Origin of the sequence: Streptococcus sp. SP8 (assembly GCF_030440045.1) — a bacterium.
Classification (GTDB): domain Bacteria; phylum Bacillota; class Bacilli; order Lactobacillales; family Streptococcaceae; genus Streptococcus; species Streptococcus parasanguinis_I.
Map to the genome: position 1 here is coordinate 1 of NZ_JAQFJL010000002.1, position 15,240 is coordinate 15,240.

Annotated in this window: 17 protein-coding genes; 3 read left to right on the forward strand and 14 right to left on the reverse strand. The window is 42.5% G+C overall.

Annotated elements, in window-relative coordinates; translation table 11 throughout:
• Positions 1-132: 132 nt before the first annotated feature.
• Together lepA and PCY11_RS03440 are read right to left on the reverse strand one after the other, a co-directional pair.
• On the reverse strand, positions 133-1,959 hold the full coding sequence (gene lepA, locus PCY11_RS03435) for a translation elongation factor 4 (protein WP_009731117.1): 1,827 nt from the start codon (positions 1,957-1,959) through the stop codon (positions 133-135).
• A 66-nt stretch (positions 1,960-2,025) separates the two neighbouring features.
• The gene (locus tag PCY11_RS03440; RefSeq protein ID WP_024056089.1) at positions 2,026-2,463 is read right to left on the reverse strand and encodes a GNAT family N-acetyltransferase; all 438 of its coding nucleotides are present in this window, start codon (positions 2,461-2,463) and stop codon (positions 2,026-2,028) included.
• A 195-nt stretch (positions 2,464-2,658) separates the two neighbouring features.
• Between PCY11_RS03440 and PCY11_RS03445 the strand changes: the two genes are divergently transcribed.
• The 3 genes from PCY11_RS03445 to pepT are packed head-to-tail and all read left to right on the forward strand — an operon-like array spanning position 2,659 to position 5,455.
• Positions 2,659-3,414: an XRE family transcriptional regulator gene (locus tag PCY11_RS03445; RefSeq protein ID WP_024056088.1), complete on the forward strand. Its 756-nt coding sequence runs from the start codon at positions 2,659-2,661 to the stop codon at positions 3,412-3,414.
• On the forward strand, positions 3,411-4,232 hold the full coding sequence (locus tag PCY11_RS03450; protein ID WP_024056087.1) for a Cof-type HAD-IIB family hydrolase: 822 nt from the start codon (positions 3,411-3,413) through the stop codon (positions 4,230-4,232). Before PCY11_RS03445 ends, PCY11_RS03450 begins: the two co-directional genes overlap by 4 nt.
• Before the next feature lie 2 nt (positions 4,233-4,234).
• The gene (gene pepT, locus PCY11_RS03455) at positions 4,235-5,455 is read left to right on the forward strand and encodes a peptidase T (protein WP_049507377.1); all 1,221 of its coding nucleotides are present in this window, start codon (positions 4,235-4,237) and stop codon (positions 5,453-5,455) included.
• A gap of 37 nt (positions 5,456-5,492) precedes the next feature.
• On the opposite strand, the gene PCY11_RS03460 is transcribed toward pepT, so the two are convergent.
• The 12 genes from PCY11_RS03460 to PCY11_RS03515 form a co-directional block, all read right to left on the reverse strand.
• Complete coding sequence (locus tag PCY11_RS03460; RefSeq protein ID WP_301362483.1) at positions 5,493-7,232, reverse strand: carbamoyl-phosphate synthase large subunit; 1,740 nt, start codon at positions 7,230-7,232, stop codon at positions 5,493-5,495.
• Positions 7,229-8,320 (reverse strand): carbamoyl phosphate synthase small subunit, encoded by a 1,092-nt coding sequence (locus PCY11_RS03465; RefSeq protein ID WP_024055662.1) that lies wholly within the window; start codon positions 8,318-8,320, stop codon positions 7,229-7,231. Before PCY11_RS03465 ends, PCY11_RS03460 begins: the two co-directional genes overlap by 4 nt.
• A gap of 125 nt (positions 8,321-8,445) precedes the next feature.
• Positions 8,446-9,369: an aspartate carbamoyltransferase catalytic subunit gene (locus PCY11_RS03470; protein ID WP_024055663.1), complete on the reverse strand. Its 924-nt coding sequence runs from the start codon at positions 9,367-9,369 to the stop codon at positions 8,446-8,448.
• Positions 9,370-9,409: 40 nt separating this feature from the next.
• Positions 9,410-9,928, reverse strand: a complete 519-nt coding sequence (gene pyrR, locus PCY11_RS03475; RefSeq protein ID WP_003001719.1) for a bifunctional pyr operon transcriptional regulator/uracil phosphoribosyltransferase PyrR — start codon at positions 9,926-9,928, stop codon at positions 9,410-9,412.
• A 262-nt stretch (positions 9,929-10,190) separates the two neighbouring features.
• Complete coding sequence (locus PCY11_RS03480) at positions 10,191-10,826, reverse strand: Pr6Pr family membrane protein (protein WP_045759511.1); 636 nt, start codon at positions 10,824-10,826, stop codon at positions 10,191-10,193.
• 44 nt (positions 10,827-10,870) lie between these two features.
• Positions 10,871-11,206, reverse strand: a complete 336-nt coding sequence (locus PCY11_RS03485; RefSeq protein WP_003016288.1) for a zinc ribbon domain-containing protein YjdM — start codon at positions 11,204-11,206, stop codon at positions 10,871-10,873.
• 128 nt (positions 11,207-11,334) lie between these two features.
• A complete protein-coding gene (locus PCY11_RS03490; RefSeq protein ID WP_045759512.1) occupies positions 11,335-12,087 on the reverse strand; it encodes an HAD family hydrolase in 753 nt (250 codons plus the stop codon).
• A complete protein-coding gene (locus tag PCY11_RS03495) occupies positions 12,062-12,466 on the reverse strand; it encodes a PaaI family thioesterase (protein WP_003016342.1) in 405 nt (134 codons plus the stop codon). The genes PCY11_RS03490 and PCY11_RS03495 overlap by 26 nt, the downstream gene beginning before the upstream one ends.
• 122 nt (positions 12,467-12,588) lie before the next feature.
• Positions 12,589-13,056, reverse strand: a complete 468-nt coding sequence (locus PCY11_RS03500; protein ID WP_045759513.1) for an 8-oxo-dGTP diphosphatase — start codon at positions 13,054-13,056, stop codon at positions 12,589-12,591.
• Positions 13,057-13,067: 11 nt separating this feature from the next.
• Positions 13,068-13,514, reverse strand: a complete 447-nt coding sequence (locus tag PCY11_RS03505; RefSeq protein WP_070846482.1) for a hypothetical protein — start codon at positions 13,512-13,514, stop codon at positions 13,068-13,070.
• A gap of 499 nt (positions 13,515-14,013) precedes the next feature.
• Positions 14,014-14,637, reverse strand: coding sequence for an NAD(P)H-dependent oxidoreductase (locus PCY11_RS03510; RefSeq protein ID WP_070675542.1), 624 nt, complete (start codon positions 14,635-14,637; stop codon positions 14,014-14,016).
• A gap of 93 nt (positions 14,638-14,730) precedes the next feature.
• The gene (locus PCY11_RS03515) at positions 14,731-15,228 is read right to left on the reverse strand and encodes a GNAT family N-acetyltransferase (protein WP_070675545.1); all 498 of its coding nucleotides are present in this window, start codon (positions 15,226-15,228) and stop codon (positions 14,731-14,733) included.
• Between the last annotated feature and the right edge of the window lie 12 nt (positions 15,229-15,240).

Below are 15,240 nucleotides of genomic sequence, written 5' to 3' on the forward strand. Positions count from 1 at the left end.
CAAGACGCAGTGGTTGAGTGGGCTCTACTACGCTGATTTCATCAGCTTTTACAGCCCTACTCAACTGTGCGGAGGTGGGACGACGAAATCGAATTCTAACGAATTACCGATTTCTGTCCCACTCTCTAATTGTTATTCTTCATCCATTGACAAGACAGATAGGAAGGCTTCCTGTGGAACTTCTACAGATCCGATAGCTTTCATCCGTTTCTTACCAGCCTTTTGTTTTTCAAGAAGCTTGCGTTTCCGTGAGACATCCCCACCATAACACTTGGCCAAGACGTTCTTCCGAAGGGCCTTGATATCTGTACGGGCCACGATCTTATGACCGATGGCTGCTTGGATGGGCACCTCAAACTGTTGACGAGGGATAATCTTCTTAAGCTTCTCAACGATCAACTTACCACGTTCATAGGCAAAGTCCTTGTGAACGATAAAGCTGAGGGCATCGACGGTATCGCCATTGAGAAGGATATCCATTTTGACCAATTTAGAAGGACGGTATTCAGACAACTCATAGTCAAAGCTCGCATAGCCACGAGTAGAAGATTTCAATTTATCAAAGAAATCAAAGACAATTTCCGCTAGTGGGATTTGATAGATGACATTCACCCGATTTTCATCGATGTAGTCCATGGTCACAAAATCACCGCGTTTCCGTTGGGCTAATTCCATCACAGCTCCAACAAACTCTTGCGGCACCATGATTTGGGCTTTAACATACGGTTCTTCGATCGAAGCGATCTTGGTTGGATCTGGAAACTCAGAAGGGTTTGAGACATCCAGTGCTTCTCCATCTGTCAAATTGACCTTGTAGATAACAGACGGTGCTGTCATGATCAAGTCAATGTTGAACTCACGCTCCAAGCGCTCCTGGATAACGTCCATATGAAGGAGACCCAAGAAACCACAACGGAAACCAAAACCGAGGGCCTGAGAAGTTTCTGGTTCAAATTGAAGACTGGCGTCATTCAATTGCAATTTTTCCAAGGCTTCACGAAGATCATTGTATTTGTTAGATTCGATTGGGTAAAGACCAGCAAAGACCATTGGATTCATTTGCTTGTATCCATGTAGTGGCTCACTTGCTGGATTGGTCGCTAGGGTCACCGTATCCCCGACGCGGGTGTCCGCAACGGTTTTGATAGAAGCCGCAATATAGCCGACGTCTCCAGTTGCAAGGAAATCACGTCCAACTGCTTTAGGAGTAAAGATCCCAACTTCTGTGACATCAAAGGTCTTGCCATTGCTCATGAGCTGGATCTTATCGCCCGGTTTAACCATTCCATTGACCACACGGACTTGAAGGATCACCCCACGATAGGCATCATAAACAGAGTCAAAGATCAAGGCTTGAAGAGGGGCTTCAACATCCCCAGTCGGAGCTGGAACTTTCTCAACGATCTGCTCCAAAATCTCTTCAATCCCAATACCAGCCTTGGCAGAAGCTAGGACTGCTTCACTGGCATCCAAGCCGATGACATCTTCTACTTCTGTGCGCACCCGTTCTGGATCTGCAGCTGGCAAGTCGATTTTATTGATAACTGGCAGGATTTCCAAATCATTGTCCAGCGCTAAGTAGACATTGGCTAGGGTCTGAGCTTCAATCCCTTGAGCGGCATCTACTACGAGAATGGCACCCTCACAGGCAGCGAGCGACCGCGAAACTTCATAGGTAAAGTCCACGTGTCCTGGTGTGTCAATCAAGTGGAAGATATAGGTTTCCCCATCTTTAGCCGTGTAGTTCAACTCGATGGCATTCAGCTTGATGGTAATCCCACGTTCCCGCTCTAGGTCCATACTGTCTAGGAGTTGGGCTTGCATCTCCCGACTAGACACGGTTTCGGTTTTTTCTAAAATTCGATCGGCCAAGGTTGACTTTCCATGGTCAATATGGGCGATGATCGAGAAGTTCCGAATCTTCTCTTGTCGTTTTTTTAATTCTTCAAAATTTGGCATAATCATCTTCCTAGTAAATTTAATCGTACTCTTCATTATAACAAAAAAGATAGGCCTTTGCCTATCTTAATTCATTATTTTCAAAAATCGCTTCTGCGTTTTATTTCCCTCATAGCCTATGTGTTCGTAAAAGATATGGGCTTCTTTTCGATGAGATCCAGAATTTAAACGGATAAAAGCATAATGCTTGCTTTTGGCAAGATCTTCTACTCGCTCCATCAATTGGCGACCGATCCCACGTCCTTGTGCAGTTGGAAAAACCGCAAGTCCCAAAACATTTAGACCAGAGTCACTATAGAGGCTTTCATAAACTTCCGCTTCCACATAACCAAGAATATTTCCTGTTTGGTCCTCTTCATAAACAAAGCAAAAATGATCCGAATCTGGCAGATTGAATTTTTCAATCTGAGCTGCCACTTTCTCAAGGGTCGAATTATACCCCAATGCTTGGTGACATAAATCTCTAATTTGAACTGCATCTTTGACTTGAACAGTACGAATCATATCTCCACCTCCATGAACTCTTTGGTTTTATCTTAGATCTTTTTCCTCAAAAAGTAAAGGAATATCTGATAAAATTTAAAATGAAAATCCGATTTAGATCAAATTCATCTTTTTTCGCATTTCTCAGGGATTTCTATTTACTTTTTCGATTTAATTCATTATAATAGTAAGGGTAAATACAAGGAGGTGAGTACGTTGGCTAGAGGTCGTGGAAAAGCAAGCCCTCAAGACAAAGAGGCATTACGGATTATATCGGAAAAAATCAGAGAATTACTGAAAGAACAAGGAAAAAAACAGATCGAATTATCTCGTATTACTGGAATCCCTGCAAGTACCCTGACTGGATATGTAAAAGGAACTTCTCTTCCCGTTCCTGAAAATTTAGAGAAGATTGCAGCCTTTTTCCAGGTAGCAGTTGCTGAAATTGACCCTCGTTTGCGCAATGATTTTGTGGTCATTGATTCAGAGATCGAACGATTGTATAAAAAGCTCGATGAAGGAAATCAAGAAAATCTTCTTTCTTATGGAAAGAGTCTCTTGACCCATCAGAAAGAAAGACAGAAAATTGAAAAGCAATACCACTCTTATTCTGTCTATGATTCTTTTGCAGCTTACCAAAATCAGAAACAAGCTGATATCGTCTGGTTTGATCAAAAGATTCCTTACGATTTGGCTTTTTGGATTCATACGGATTCCCTCGAGCCTAAATACGTAAAAGGGGCCGTTGTGTTAATCAAGCAAACCTATTATGATCAGGCAGGGGCTATTTATGCCATTGATTTTGATGGGCAAACGTTGATCAAACGAGTATTTCGTGAGGCCAACGGTATTCGACTGGTTTCCCTCAATAAGAAATATAGTGATCAAATCATTCCACTAGATGAGGAACCTGGGGTGATTGGAAAAGTGATTGATGGCTTTGTTCCTCTTGATTTGGAGGAAATCAAATGATTAAATTAATTGCGATTGACTTGGACGGAACTCTTTTGCATGAGGATAAGACTCTATCTAAAGGCAATATTGAAGCTCTTCACCGAGCCCATGAAGCCGGCTATGACATTGTGATCTGTACGGGGCGCCCCTTAGCAGGGGTACGGCCCATCTTTGAAGAGATTGGACTCCCTGATGGCAACTACTATATGATTATCAATAACGGGTGTACAACCTTGTCGACTCAGAATTGGGAAATCATTGGCAAGGAAGAATTGAGCCTTGAGGACATGCACCGGTTGCAAGTTTTGACGGAAGATACAGACGTCCAGCTAACCTTATTTGACATGGATCACTACCTAGTGGTCGCACCTGAAGCCAGTGAACTTGTCACGATGGATGCGGGTATTGTTAATAGTAAACCGACACTTGTCTCAGAAGAGGATCTACCCAACCTTGTTCCTATTTTTCAAGCCATGTACGTGGGAGATCCTTCTGCTATTGATGACTTCCAAGCTCAGAATGAGGCTGCATTAGAGGCCGATTTTAACACTGTACGTTCACAGGATATCTTATTTGAAATCCTTCCAAAAGGAGCGAGCAAGGCTTCTGCTCTTCAAGCATTAAGTCAAACATTAGGCTACAGGAGAGACCAGGTCATGGCTCTTGGAGATGCCAATAATGACCTTGAAATGCTACGTTTTGCTGGTTACAGCGTCGCTATGGGAAATGGCAATGCTGCTGTCAAGGAAATCGCAGACTTCATCACCCTGACCAATGATGAGGATGGCGTGGCCCATGCTATTCACAAATTAATTGAAACTGAAAAAGGAGAATGATCATGAAATACCAAAATTTGTTGGACCGTTTTATTACCTATGTAAAGGTTAACACACGTTCAGACGAAAATTCTACAACCACTCCAAGTACCCAATCACAAGTTGATTTTGCAACAAACGTCTTGATCCCTGAAATGAAACGCGTGGGCCTTCAAAACGTCTACTATTTACCAAACGGCTATGCTATTGGGACACTTCCAGCCAATGATCCAAGCTTTACACGCAAGATTGGATTTATTTCTCACATGGATACCGCTGACTTCAATGCCGAAAATGTCAATCCTCAAATCGTTGAGAATTATGATGGGGGTGTCATTGCCCTTGGTGACTCTGGTTTCACACTCGATCCAGCTGATTTTGCTCATTTGAATAACTACAAGGGACAAACCTTGATCACGACGGATGGTACTACTCTTCTTGGTGCAGACGATAAATCTGGTATCGCTGAAATCATGACAGCTATTGAATACCTGACAGCTCATCCTGAAATCAAACACGGAGAAATCCGTGTCGGTTTTGGTCCAGATGAAGAAATCGGAGTCGGCGCAGATCAATTTGATGCAGAGGATTTTGATGTAGATTTTGCCTATACTGTAGATGGTGGTCCTCTTGGAGAGCTTCAATACGAAACCTTCTCAGCAGCTGGGGCTGAAATTACCTTCAAAGGACGCAATGTCCACCCAGGTACAGCTAAAGATCAAATGATCAACGCTCTTCAATTGGCCATTGATTTCCATAACAAACTCCCTGAAGGAGCACGTCCAGAATTAACCGAAGGCTATGAAGGCTTCTACCACTTGATGAACATCGATGGAACTGTCGAAGAAGCAAGTGCCAGCTACATCATTCGGGACTTTGAAACCGAAAGCTTTGAGAAACGCAAAGACCTTATGAAATCAATTGCCGATCAAATGAATGCGGAACTCGGTAGTGAACGCATTCTCCTCACCCTCAAAGATCAGTACTATAACATGAAGCAAGTGATTGAACAAGATATGACACCAATCACCCTTGCTAAGGAAGTCATGGAAGATCTTGGCATCACTCCAATCATTGAACCGATCCGTGGTGGTACAGATGGCTCTAAAATTTCCTTTATGGGGATTCCAACACCAAACATCTTTGCCGGTGGCGAAAACATGCATGGTCGCTTTGAATACGTCAGCCTCCAAACCATGGAACGCGCAGTTGATACCATTATCGGTATTGTGACCAAAAAATAAGAAACAAAAAAGGATTCGGATAGATTGTCCGGATCCTTTATTGTATGTTTGAAAGCTTGACAATTTCTTTGACCTGATCAATGGTCTGAATCAGGTGAAGGCTTGTCTCATTGATCGAAAGATAATAGACTTTATCTGCCAAAGATTCTGTAAAAGGACGATTCGTGACTAAGATCACCAGTTGTCCTTTTTCTTTCAGCTCTTTCGCCTGCTTTCGCACCTTTTGGTAAAAATACTCATCGCAGATTTCTAGATCATCCACCAAGACACAAGCAGCGTCCAAACCCAATGATTCATTGGTTCCGTTTTGGGTCAGATAATAGGCTGCTCCCGCTTTGACCTCATATAAGCCAGCTGATGGCTCAACCGGAAGAAAGGCTGGACTTGTCTCAGCCTCTATTCCTTTATCTAACTCCACTAGATTGGCCAAGACCTGCAAATAAACAGGTGCTAATTTACTCAAATCCAAGAGTTCCTCAAACTCAAAACCACGTTTCAAGGCTTCTAAGATATAGAAGAGCCGGTGGGGCATATGACGAGCAATTTTCTGGATTAATTCATCATCGCTCATTTCCTCAGGAAGGATGGTCAGCAAGTTCTTATCTTTAATGGTTTCTAGGGCTTGTTGATAAGCCTCATCGATTCTCTTCCCAAATCCATAAACTGCCCCATAAGAGTGAATTTGGGTATTGAGACGGGCATTTTTAGCAGCATCAGAAAAAATCGGAATCTTAAAGAAGATATAGTCCAAACTCGGTTCGTAAACGGCCTTTAAATCCTTTAACAAGGGATGAGGCAAATGCTCGAGAGAGCGCCCTAATTGTAACTGAACTCCTTGCTCAAACAAGGAATAGCCCAAGCCCATAGAGGCCATCGAGATACTGTCTGAAGCAAATGAATTAACTTCTAGGATATAAAAAGCATAGCTCGTCGGATCCAAAGCAAACTTGATCGAAATGGCTCCTGTCAGCTTCAAATAGCGACTGATGTGGATCGCTGCTTCTCGAAGATTTTGAAACTCCCGGTCAGTCAGGGTGACCGCTGGCATAAATTGGTAAGAGTCACTAGAATGGATCCCGACAGGATCAATGCTTTCAATAGAGGCCGCCAGGTAGTGATTGTCTTCGCGATCCCGCATGACCACAAAATCCAGTTCCTTAAAGCCATAGGTCGAAAATTCTAGCAAACACTGCTGACTTGGAGAAACCGAAAGTCCCGTTTCTACTGCTTCGCACAAGTCATCTAGATTATGAGCAATCTTTCGCCCCTGCCCTTGCTTACTCGCTACCGGCCAGATCATAATGGGAAATTGAATGCCTTCAGAAAACTCAATGGCTTCTCGAACCGAGCCAACCAGTGCGGAAGCGGGTACCTGATAGCCCAGCTCTTGAAAAAGGCGTCGTTGATCCGCCTGCTGATAGAAGGTCCGGTAGCGTTGGAGACTCGGCCCGACAATCATGATCGATACTTCTTTGAAAAACCCAATTTCTTCCAATCGGAACAAGAGATTTAAAATCTGTTTATCCGCAAAAGCTAGGAGCAAGCGGGATCCTGTATAGGAAAGAAGAATCGTCCTAAGAGCATCCAGCTTAAGCTTACTGACTACAACCTGTTTTCCAGCTTCTTGGGTGATAGTATTTTCTTCGCCCAGATAAAGGACCAGAGCATTCCCATCCTTGGCATTAAGTTTTTGTGCTTCCTTTACCGCAGCCAAGAGGCTAATATCCTGATAAGAATCTCCACATAGGAGAAGCAATTTCTGGTTTTCTTTCATCATTCCTTCTCCCTTCTACTTTCGTGAATTTTGGCATCAATCAATTCTAAAAATTCATCGTAAAAATAGAGATTTTCCCTTGGCCCTGGACTCGCATCCACTTGGAATTGAACCCCTAAAATCGGTTGGTAACGATGGCGAAAAGCTTCGATACTATGGTCATTGACATTTTCATGCGTGACCAATAAATCATGGGGTAGGCTATCGCGTGCGATACTATACAAGTGATTTTGACTCGTTATCTCGATTTTCCCTGTCGCAATTTCACGGACGGGAATATTTAAACCGAAATGCCCAACTTCCATGGGAGCTAGCTCAGCCCCGTAAGCTTGAGCCAATACCTGTGCTCCCAAGCCCATACCCCAGATTGGAATCTGACCATTGAGCTTTTTGATCAAGCGGCAGAGTTTTTTCACCTGATGGGGATCGCCAGGCCCACTGGATAAAATAACGCCATCGGGCTGCTGTTCCATCAGTTCATCATAAGAGATATCATAGGGATAAACTGTCACATTACAGTCCCTTTGACTCAGCTGGCGTAAGACAGAGTGCTTGACCCCTAGATCAATCAAGGCAATACTCTTTCCAAAACCTGGTACAGCATAGGCCGTTTTTGTAGAAACTTGACGCACTTGGTCTTTGGGAAGGACCGTTGCTCGCAACTGATCCAAGATATGCTCGATCGAATCCCCCTTGTTAATGACAGTCGCCTTCATCCGTCCATACTTGCGGACAATTTTTGCCACCTGTCTCGTATCAATCCCTACAATACCAGGGATTTTTTTTCGCTTCAAGAATTCATCCAAGGTCATCTGCTGCCGCCAATTGCTCGGCATCTCCACTAGATGCTGAACGACTACTGCTAAACAAGTGGGCGTAATCGATTCAGAATCATCTCGATTGATCCCTGTTGCGCCAATAACTGGAAAGGTAAAGGAGAGGATCTGGCCACTAAAAGCCTGATCCGTGATCAATTCTTGATAGCCTGTCATGGCTGTCGTAAAGACCAATTCACCAGTCACATATAAGTCTGCACCAAAGGCTTCTCCTTCAAATACAGTCCCATCCTCTAGGACCAATAATCGTTTCATCGAACCCCTCCCTTCTTTTTACACTAATCCAATTTTATCATAGTTCCTTAAAAAAAGGAAAGTCAGATTCCATGTAGCTGTCTACTCTGTCCTCTTCCTTTCCTTTCAATGAATTGTCAGTTATCTTATTTTGCACCGCGACCTTTAAGGACGGCTTCAATGATGGCCATACGGACAAAGACACCGTTGGTCATTTGTTCTACGATGCGAGATTTAGGAGCTTCTACCAAGTGGTCCGCAATTTCAACGTCACGGTTGACTGGTGCTGGGTGCATCAAGATCGCAGTATCTTTCATACGGTCATAACGTTCTTGTGTCAAACCATGAAGGCGGTGGTAGTTTTCTTTAGAGAAGAGTGATTCGTAATCATGACGTTCGTGTTGCACACGCAAGAACATCATCACATCCACTTTTTCAATGACTTCATCGATAGTGACGAAGGTTCCATAGTCTTCAAATTCCGCACTTCTCCATTCGTCTGGACCTGCAAAGTAAAGAGTTGCTCCCAAACGTTTCAAGATTTGCATGTTTGATTTTGCCACACGTGAGTGATCCAAGTCCCCAGCGATACAAACTTTCAAGCCATCAAAGTGACCGAATTCTTGGTAGATGGTCATCAAATCAAGCAAGCTTTGGCTTGGGTGTTGACCTGAACCGTCCCCACCATTGACGATAGAGGCAGTGATCGTTGGACTTTCAACCAATTCTTTGTAGTAGTCCACTTCAGGGTGACGGATGACACAGACATCCACTCCAAGAGCTGACATGGTTAAGATTGTGTCGTAAAGTGTTTCCCCTTTGTTCACAGAGCTTGTCTTTACATCAAAGTCAAGGAGATCACATCCCAATTTCAACTCTGCCACTTCAAAGGCTTTGTGGGTACGAGTTGAAGGTTCAAAGAAAAGGTTTGAGATGATGTGTTGGTCTTCGTAGGATGCTTTAGCTCCATTTTTGAACTCAATCCCACGCTTGATCAAAGCCATTACTTCTTCATTGGTAAGAGTTTCCATTGAGACAAGGTTTTTAAGAGCGATTTGATTTTCAGACATGTTGATTCTCCTTTTATATTGTGAATGGTTTATTATTTATTTAAGCTTCTTTGATGAGGACGCGGTCTTGGCCGTCTAGTTCCACCATCTCGACAATGATTTCCTCTGACTTACTGGTCGGGATATTTTTCCCAACAAAGTCCGGACGAATCGGCAACTCTCGATGCCCACGGTCGACTAGAACCGCAAGACTTACTCGAGCAGGACGACCGTGACTGACCAGATTATCAATGGCAGCGCGAATCGTACGACCTGTATAGAGGACGTCATCGATCAAGATGACCTCTCTATGAGCGATATCAACTGGTAAGACCGTCGTATCCTCTGTCGCCTTCATATCATCTCGGAAAGGCTTGGTATCGAGTTCTGCAACAGGGACATCAATTTGTTCCAGCTGAGAGAGGCGTTCTTGGATCCGGCGAGCAATGTAAACACCGCGCGTCTTGATTCCCACCAGCACAATCTGGCTCAAATCTTTGTTTCGTTCAATGATTTCGTAGGTGATGCGGGTAATGGCCCGTTTCATCGTCAAATCATCAACGACTTCTTTGGTTTTCATTCAGTCCTCCTTAGTTGTAAAAGAAAAACCTCCTTTTTCAAGGAGGTTCAGCAAATGAATGGTCTAAGAGGATAGAGTCTCGCTCTATGGTCCTAGCCATTGTTTTTCACAGTCTCCTTGCCTGCCTCACGGGACAGGATTAAAGGATTTATTTAATTGAAATAACTATATCACAGTTTCAAACGACATGCAAGAAAAAACTCAACATTTTTCAAAAAAATTTAAAAACATGACTTTTCATCCGAATAATGTTCGGTTTTTACTAAGAAACAGCCGATTTCCGCTTGATATTTTTAATCCCATAGAGCACATAGCCAGCCAAGAGGTAAGCGATAAAGATGATCACCACCCATTTTCCAACAAAGGCCCAGCCGTATTTATTCACATTGATAAAGAAATAGGCAAAGGGACTATCTTTTGCACCTGGAATTGGCCACTTCAAGACCAACCCATTGAGAAGAGCAAAGAGCATGTAAGCCAGTGGAATCAAGGTCCAAAAGAAAGGATCGAGCTTACGGTATTGCTTGGCTTTATCAATCACTAGGGTATCAAAGAAGAACATCAAAGGAACGATGTAATGACAGAGGAAGTTTTCCAAACGATAAAACTTCTCTGGTGTCGCAAGAGGCGCCAACATAAAGTGGTAGATGACACAGGTAATCATAATGGACATGGTAACTGCGCCTTTCATACGAAGGTAACCCTGAGTCTGGGTCGAACGACCTCGAACCATGCGCCAAACCATGTCTCCCATAAAGAACATGACTAACATGTTGGATAAAATGGTGTAATAGAGCATCATGCCAAAGCCACCATGCTTGGTGAGTTGCAGATAAACGCCAATAACACTTAAGATAAACAATAGAAAACGATAGCTAAATAATAATTTGAATTTCATAGTATTCTCCTGAAAGAAAAGAGGCAAGGCCCTCCTTCTTTTCTTTAGATTTTCTTCACAAATTCTGATTTTAGTTTCATTGCACCAAAGCCATCAATCTTACAATCGATGTTGTGGTCTCCTTCAACGATACGGATGTTTTTCACGCGCGTCCCTTGTTTCAAATCTTTCGGTGCACCCTTAACTTTCAAATCTTTGATCAAAGTCACTGTATCGCCATCAGCCAATTTGTTTCCGTTGGCGTCAATCGCTACGACACCCTCTTCTTCTTCGACCTCAGCTGGGTTCCATTCATACGCACACTCTGGGCACACCAAGAGCGCTCCATCTTCATAGACGTATTCAGAGTTACATTTTGGACAGTTTGGTAAGTTATTCATTTTTATCTCCTTATTCAAATTAACTTTCATAGTATACCATGAAAGCGAAAATTTGACAAATCCTGCTCGACTGTAGCATTTTCAAGAAAAAAGGAGGCGACTTGGCCTCCCTACATAGATCATATTTCTCAATCTTCCTGCAATTCTTGAATATCTCGAATCACGCGCACACCTGCTTGATTCTTCTCGCGCAGTTCAGCATCAGAGTATGGGAAGGTATTGATCAAGATGCTCTCCATCCCGATACTTTGGGCAACAGCGACATCTGTCGTAAAGTCATTCCCCACCATGACCGTTTTCTCAGGGTTCAACTGGTGTTCTTTCATCACTTCCAAGAGGAACTCTGGCTGAGGTTTGCGAATACCTGCGTCAGACGACAAGTAAATGGCATGGAAAAGCTCTCTCAAACCAACCAAATCAATCTCCGGATTGGTAAAATCTGCTTGGGCATTGGATAAAAGAAAGATTCGGCAACCTGCAGCTTTCATATCCTCTAACACTTCTTTCGTGTGAGGATAGAGCTCCAACCGCTTGCGAGAAAGGACACGGAAAGTCCTCGCAATCAAACGTCCCCACTCTTTGAGGTGGGCAACACTATCCCCACTTGGATGACCTTCTAAATACAATTGCACAAAGATGACCGTCAGATCAATCTCTGGATAGGCAACGTGTTTTTCCTTAGACAAGTCTTCTTCGGCTTGTTGCACCAACTCTCTATAACGCAGGCGCAGACCTTCTCCTGTGTAGCTTGCCCCGTAGGATTGGTAGATCTGAGCCATGGTATCCCATAAAATGGGGCTCGACTCATCCGTTTCGATGTCGACCAAGGTTCCATAAAAATCAAAAATATAGTTTTTAAATGCGTACTTGTGCGGATTCATCTCTCACTCCCGTAACAAACATCGTAAAGGTTGCCTTGCAGACATTGGCCCCGTCTTGATTGGTAATATCGACATCCACAACTCGAGTCGTCCGTCCACTGTGGACACATTCGCCATGTATCGTAAGGACATCACCCAGACGTCCTGCTTTCAAGTAATTGATCGAGGATTGCAAGGTCACCCCATCGACACCTTGAGAAACCACGACCAAACCACTGACTTGGTCACACAGGGTAAAGAGATAGCCTCCATGCGCATTTCCATAATAATTGAGCGATGATTCCACGACCTTGGTTGTCACCACCACATGGCCATCTCTCATCTTTTCGATTTCGTAATTTTCAAATGCAGCAATTGCATCAAAGTGAAAATCTTTCATATTACTTGCCACCTTTTCTAGCATCTTTTCAACTCCTCTATCATACTACAATTAAGAAGCAGATACAAGCAAAGGGGCAATTCCTTAGAGCTAAAAAGAACTAGATACCTCTAGCCCTTTGTTTAAAATCTTAATTTTTCCCAATCATCGTCTGTCCGTTTGCGATAATAGTACTCGGATAAATCTGGGTCTTCCATCACTTCTAGGAGAGGAAGCATGTCGTAGGACAAGTCCAACTTTTCTAATTGGTCCTTCTCAACCCAAGAAACTTCTCCTTCTTCAGATGATCTGAGCTGGCCTGTAAATTCTGTCGCTTTGTAGCAAAAGACAATATAGCGGCCTCCCTCATCTGGCTCCCAGTCTTTGACTGCGACCAGTTTTGGATCTGCAATTGTCAGTCCTGTCTCTTCGTAGACTTCACGAATGACGGATTCTACAAGGCTTTCTCCTTCTTCGATATGGCCACCTGGAAAAGCATGGCCAGCCCAGTGAGTCTTTTCAGGTGAGCGGTATTGGAGGACTACTTTATTCGTTGAACAGTCTTCGATCAGACATAGATTTGTTAGAATGGTAGATGTTTCGCGTGACATAAATTTCCTTTCTAATATGTTGACAATGAATCAATATAAACTTTTTTCTTTATCTCTTTTTTCATCACAAAGGGATTTACCAGCTCATGGTATTCATCATAGGCATCCAAAAGAGAGCCTCTCTGAAAGACAATTGACTTCTCTTTTAAATAATATTCCGAGTGAATCGTTACCGAACCATGACCATCAAAACTAAAGAAAAACACAATGAATAATACTAAGATCAAGCTAGCAAAGAAACTAAAAAGTAGCCCCACTACATTCTTCCAATTGACTGTGTGAGTTCGATAAAAGCGATACCAGATATGACAAAAAACTGTCACAGCTCCTAGATACAACCAAGGATTCCAGAGGAGCGGAGTAAAGGCGTAACCATTGTAGCCTAATAAAAAGTTCGCAAAAACTAAAAGTAAAAGAATAAGATACAAGATCCGAAACAGGTTCAGATACTCTTTCATGTTTGATCTCCCTTTCTTACTAATTGGTTTAAACTGGATCTCCTAAAGTAACATCAACAGAATATGATAACCTAACCGGAGCCAATGTTCTATAAGGGGCGTATCCGGATCACTTTTTTTGCTGTCTAAGAATAGACTTAGCGATAATAAAAGTAAGCTAAGTGCTATAACTATTTTAAGAACCAATCTCATACCGCCAAGAGCAAAAGAAACTATTGAACCAATTAGTGGTAAAGGGGAAAATATAAATGCCACTAAGCCGAAATAGATCTTAATCAATGATAAAACCAATAAACCATAAACAACAATCTTCGTAAAAAGAGAGACCCTTTTATCTTCTTTTTTCAGTTTTGAAATGAAATAGATGACATAGATCATATACATAAACAGAAACATATTTATTTACCCTATTTCCCATGGATTTTAATTCTATTTTATCCAACATCCATTAAGAATACAACCGCTTGTCTAGAAATGTCCAACAAAGACAAGAACAGGGTCAAAGTTTCTTCACTTCTGCTGCTACCTTTTGGAGATGCTGTTCCCGCATGCTAGCGGTATTCACATCCCGGCCGACTTCTCCCAAAATGCTGACACGCTTGGTTTTAATCCCACAGTGGTTCAAGACGGCATTTTTCAAAACAGAGATGCCATAACTATCTGGAATGTTGAGAGGGCCTGAAAAGATCTTATACCACCAAGTGGGGGCCATGGAGGTCGCATAAATACTGGCCGTTTTGCCTTTAAGCAACTTCTTGAATTGCTTGCCTCTGAGGTAATTCCAGATAAAACTTCCCTGATCATTGGCCGAGTAAGCAATCCCCGGTGTAAAGACCCGGTCGATCCAGCCTTTCATAAGGCTCGGCATACTACTCCACCAGATGGGATAAACAAAGATCAGGTGATCTGCCCACTGGATTAATTCTTGGGAACGAAGAATAAAAGGATCTTCCTCCATCCGCTTTCGATAGCCATAGCGAAGAACCGGATCAAAGTCCTCTTCATTAAGGTTAATGACTTCAAGTTCATGGCGACCTGAGTCAATATTTTCGACAATGGTTTGGAAAATAGCCTGACAGTAACTTTCCTTATCGGGATGCCCATTGATGACTAAAATTTTCATTCGTCTTCTCCTTCATCTCTTTGGTTCATTCTATCTCTTTTATATTTTTACTTGATTAATTGATAATGGTTCAAAGATTGATAGATACGTCCTTTAGGAATTTTTATTTGAAGAACACATCATCCGCAATTCCTTAACAGGTTTTCCAAGTTTAAGTATTTGTTCTTGGCCATCAAAAGTAAAACCCATTTTTTGATAGAAAGCAATGGCTCGCTTATTATCTTTCAATACCCATAAATAAATTTCAGAGAATGGATCAAGAGCAACAAATGCAGCATGCATTAACTGTTTACTCACACCTTTTCCATAGTAATCTTTTAAAACATATAAGGCAATGATTTCACCAGCTTGAATGGTCTCATCACGGTAATTTCCATAGCTGATAAATCCAACGACCTTCTTTCCATCCATCGCAATCAAGGTATTTTCTGGATATTTTTGACTAAAGAATCGACATTTTTCTAATGTCATCGTCTCCTGAAAATCCGCGGGTAAAAGATCGTCATAAGCCTCTCTCCACGTTTGCCAATGAACGAGAGATTTTCCTTCTATCTCTTCAGGAGTTTCCATTGCTTTAATGATAATCTTCATTCGCTTTATCCT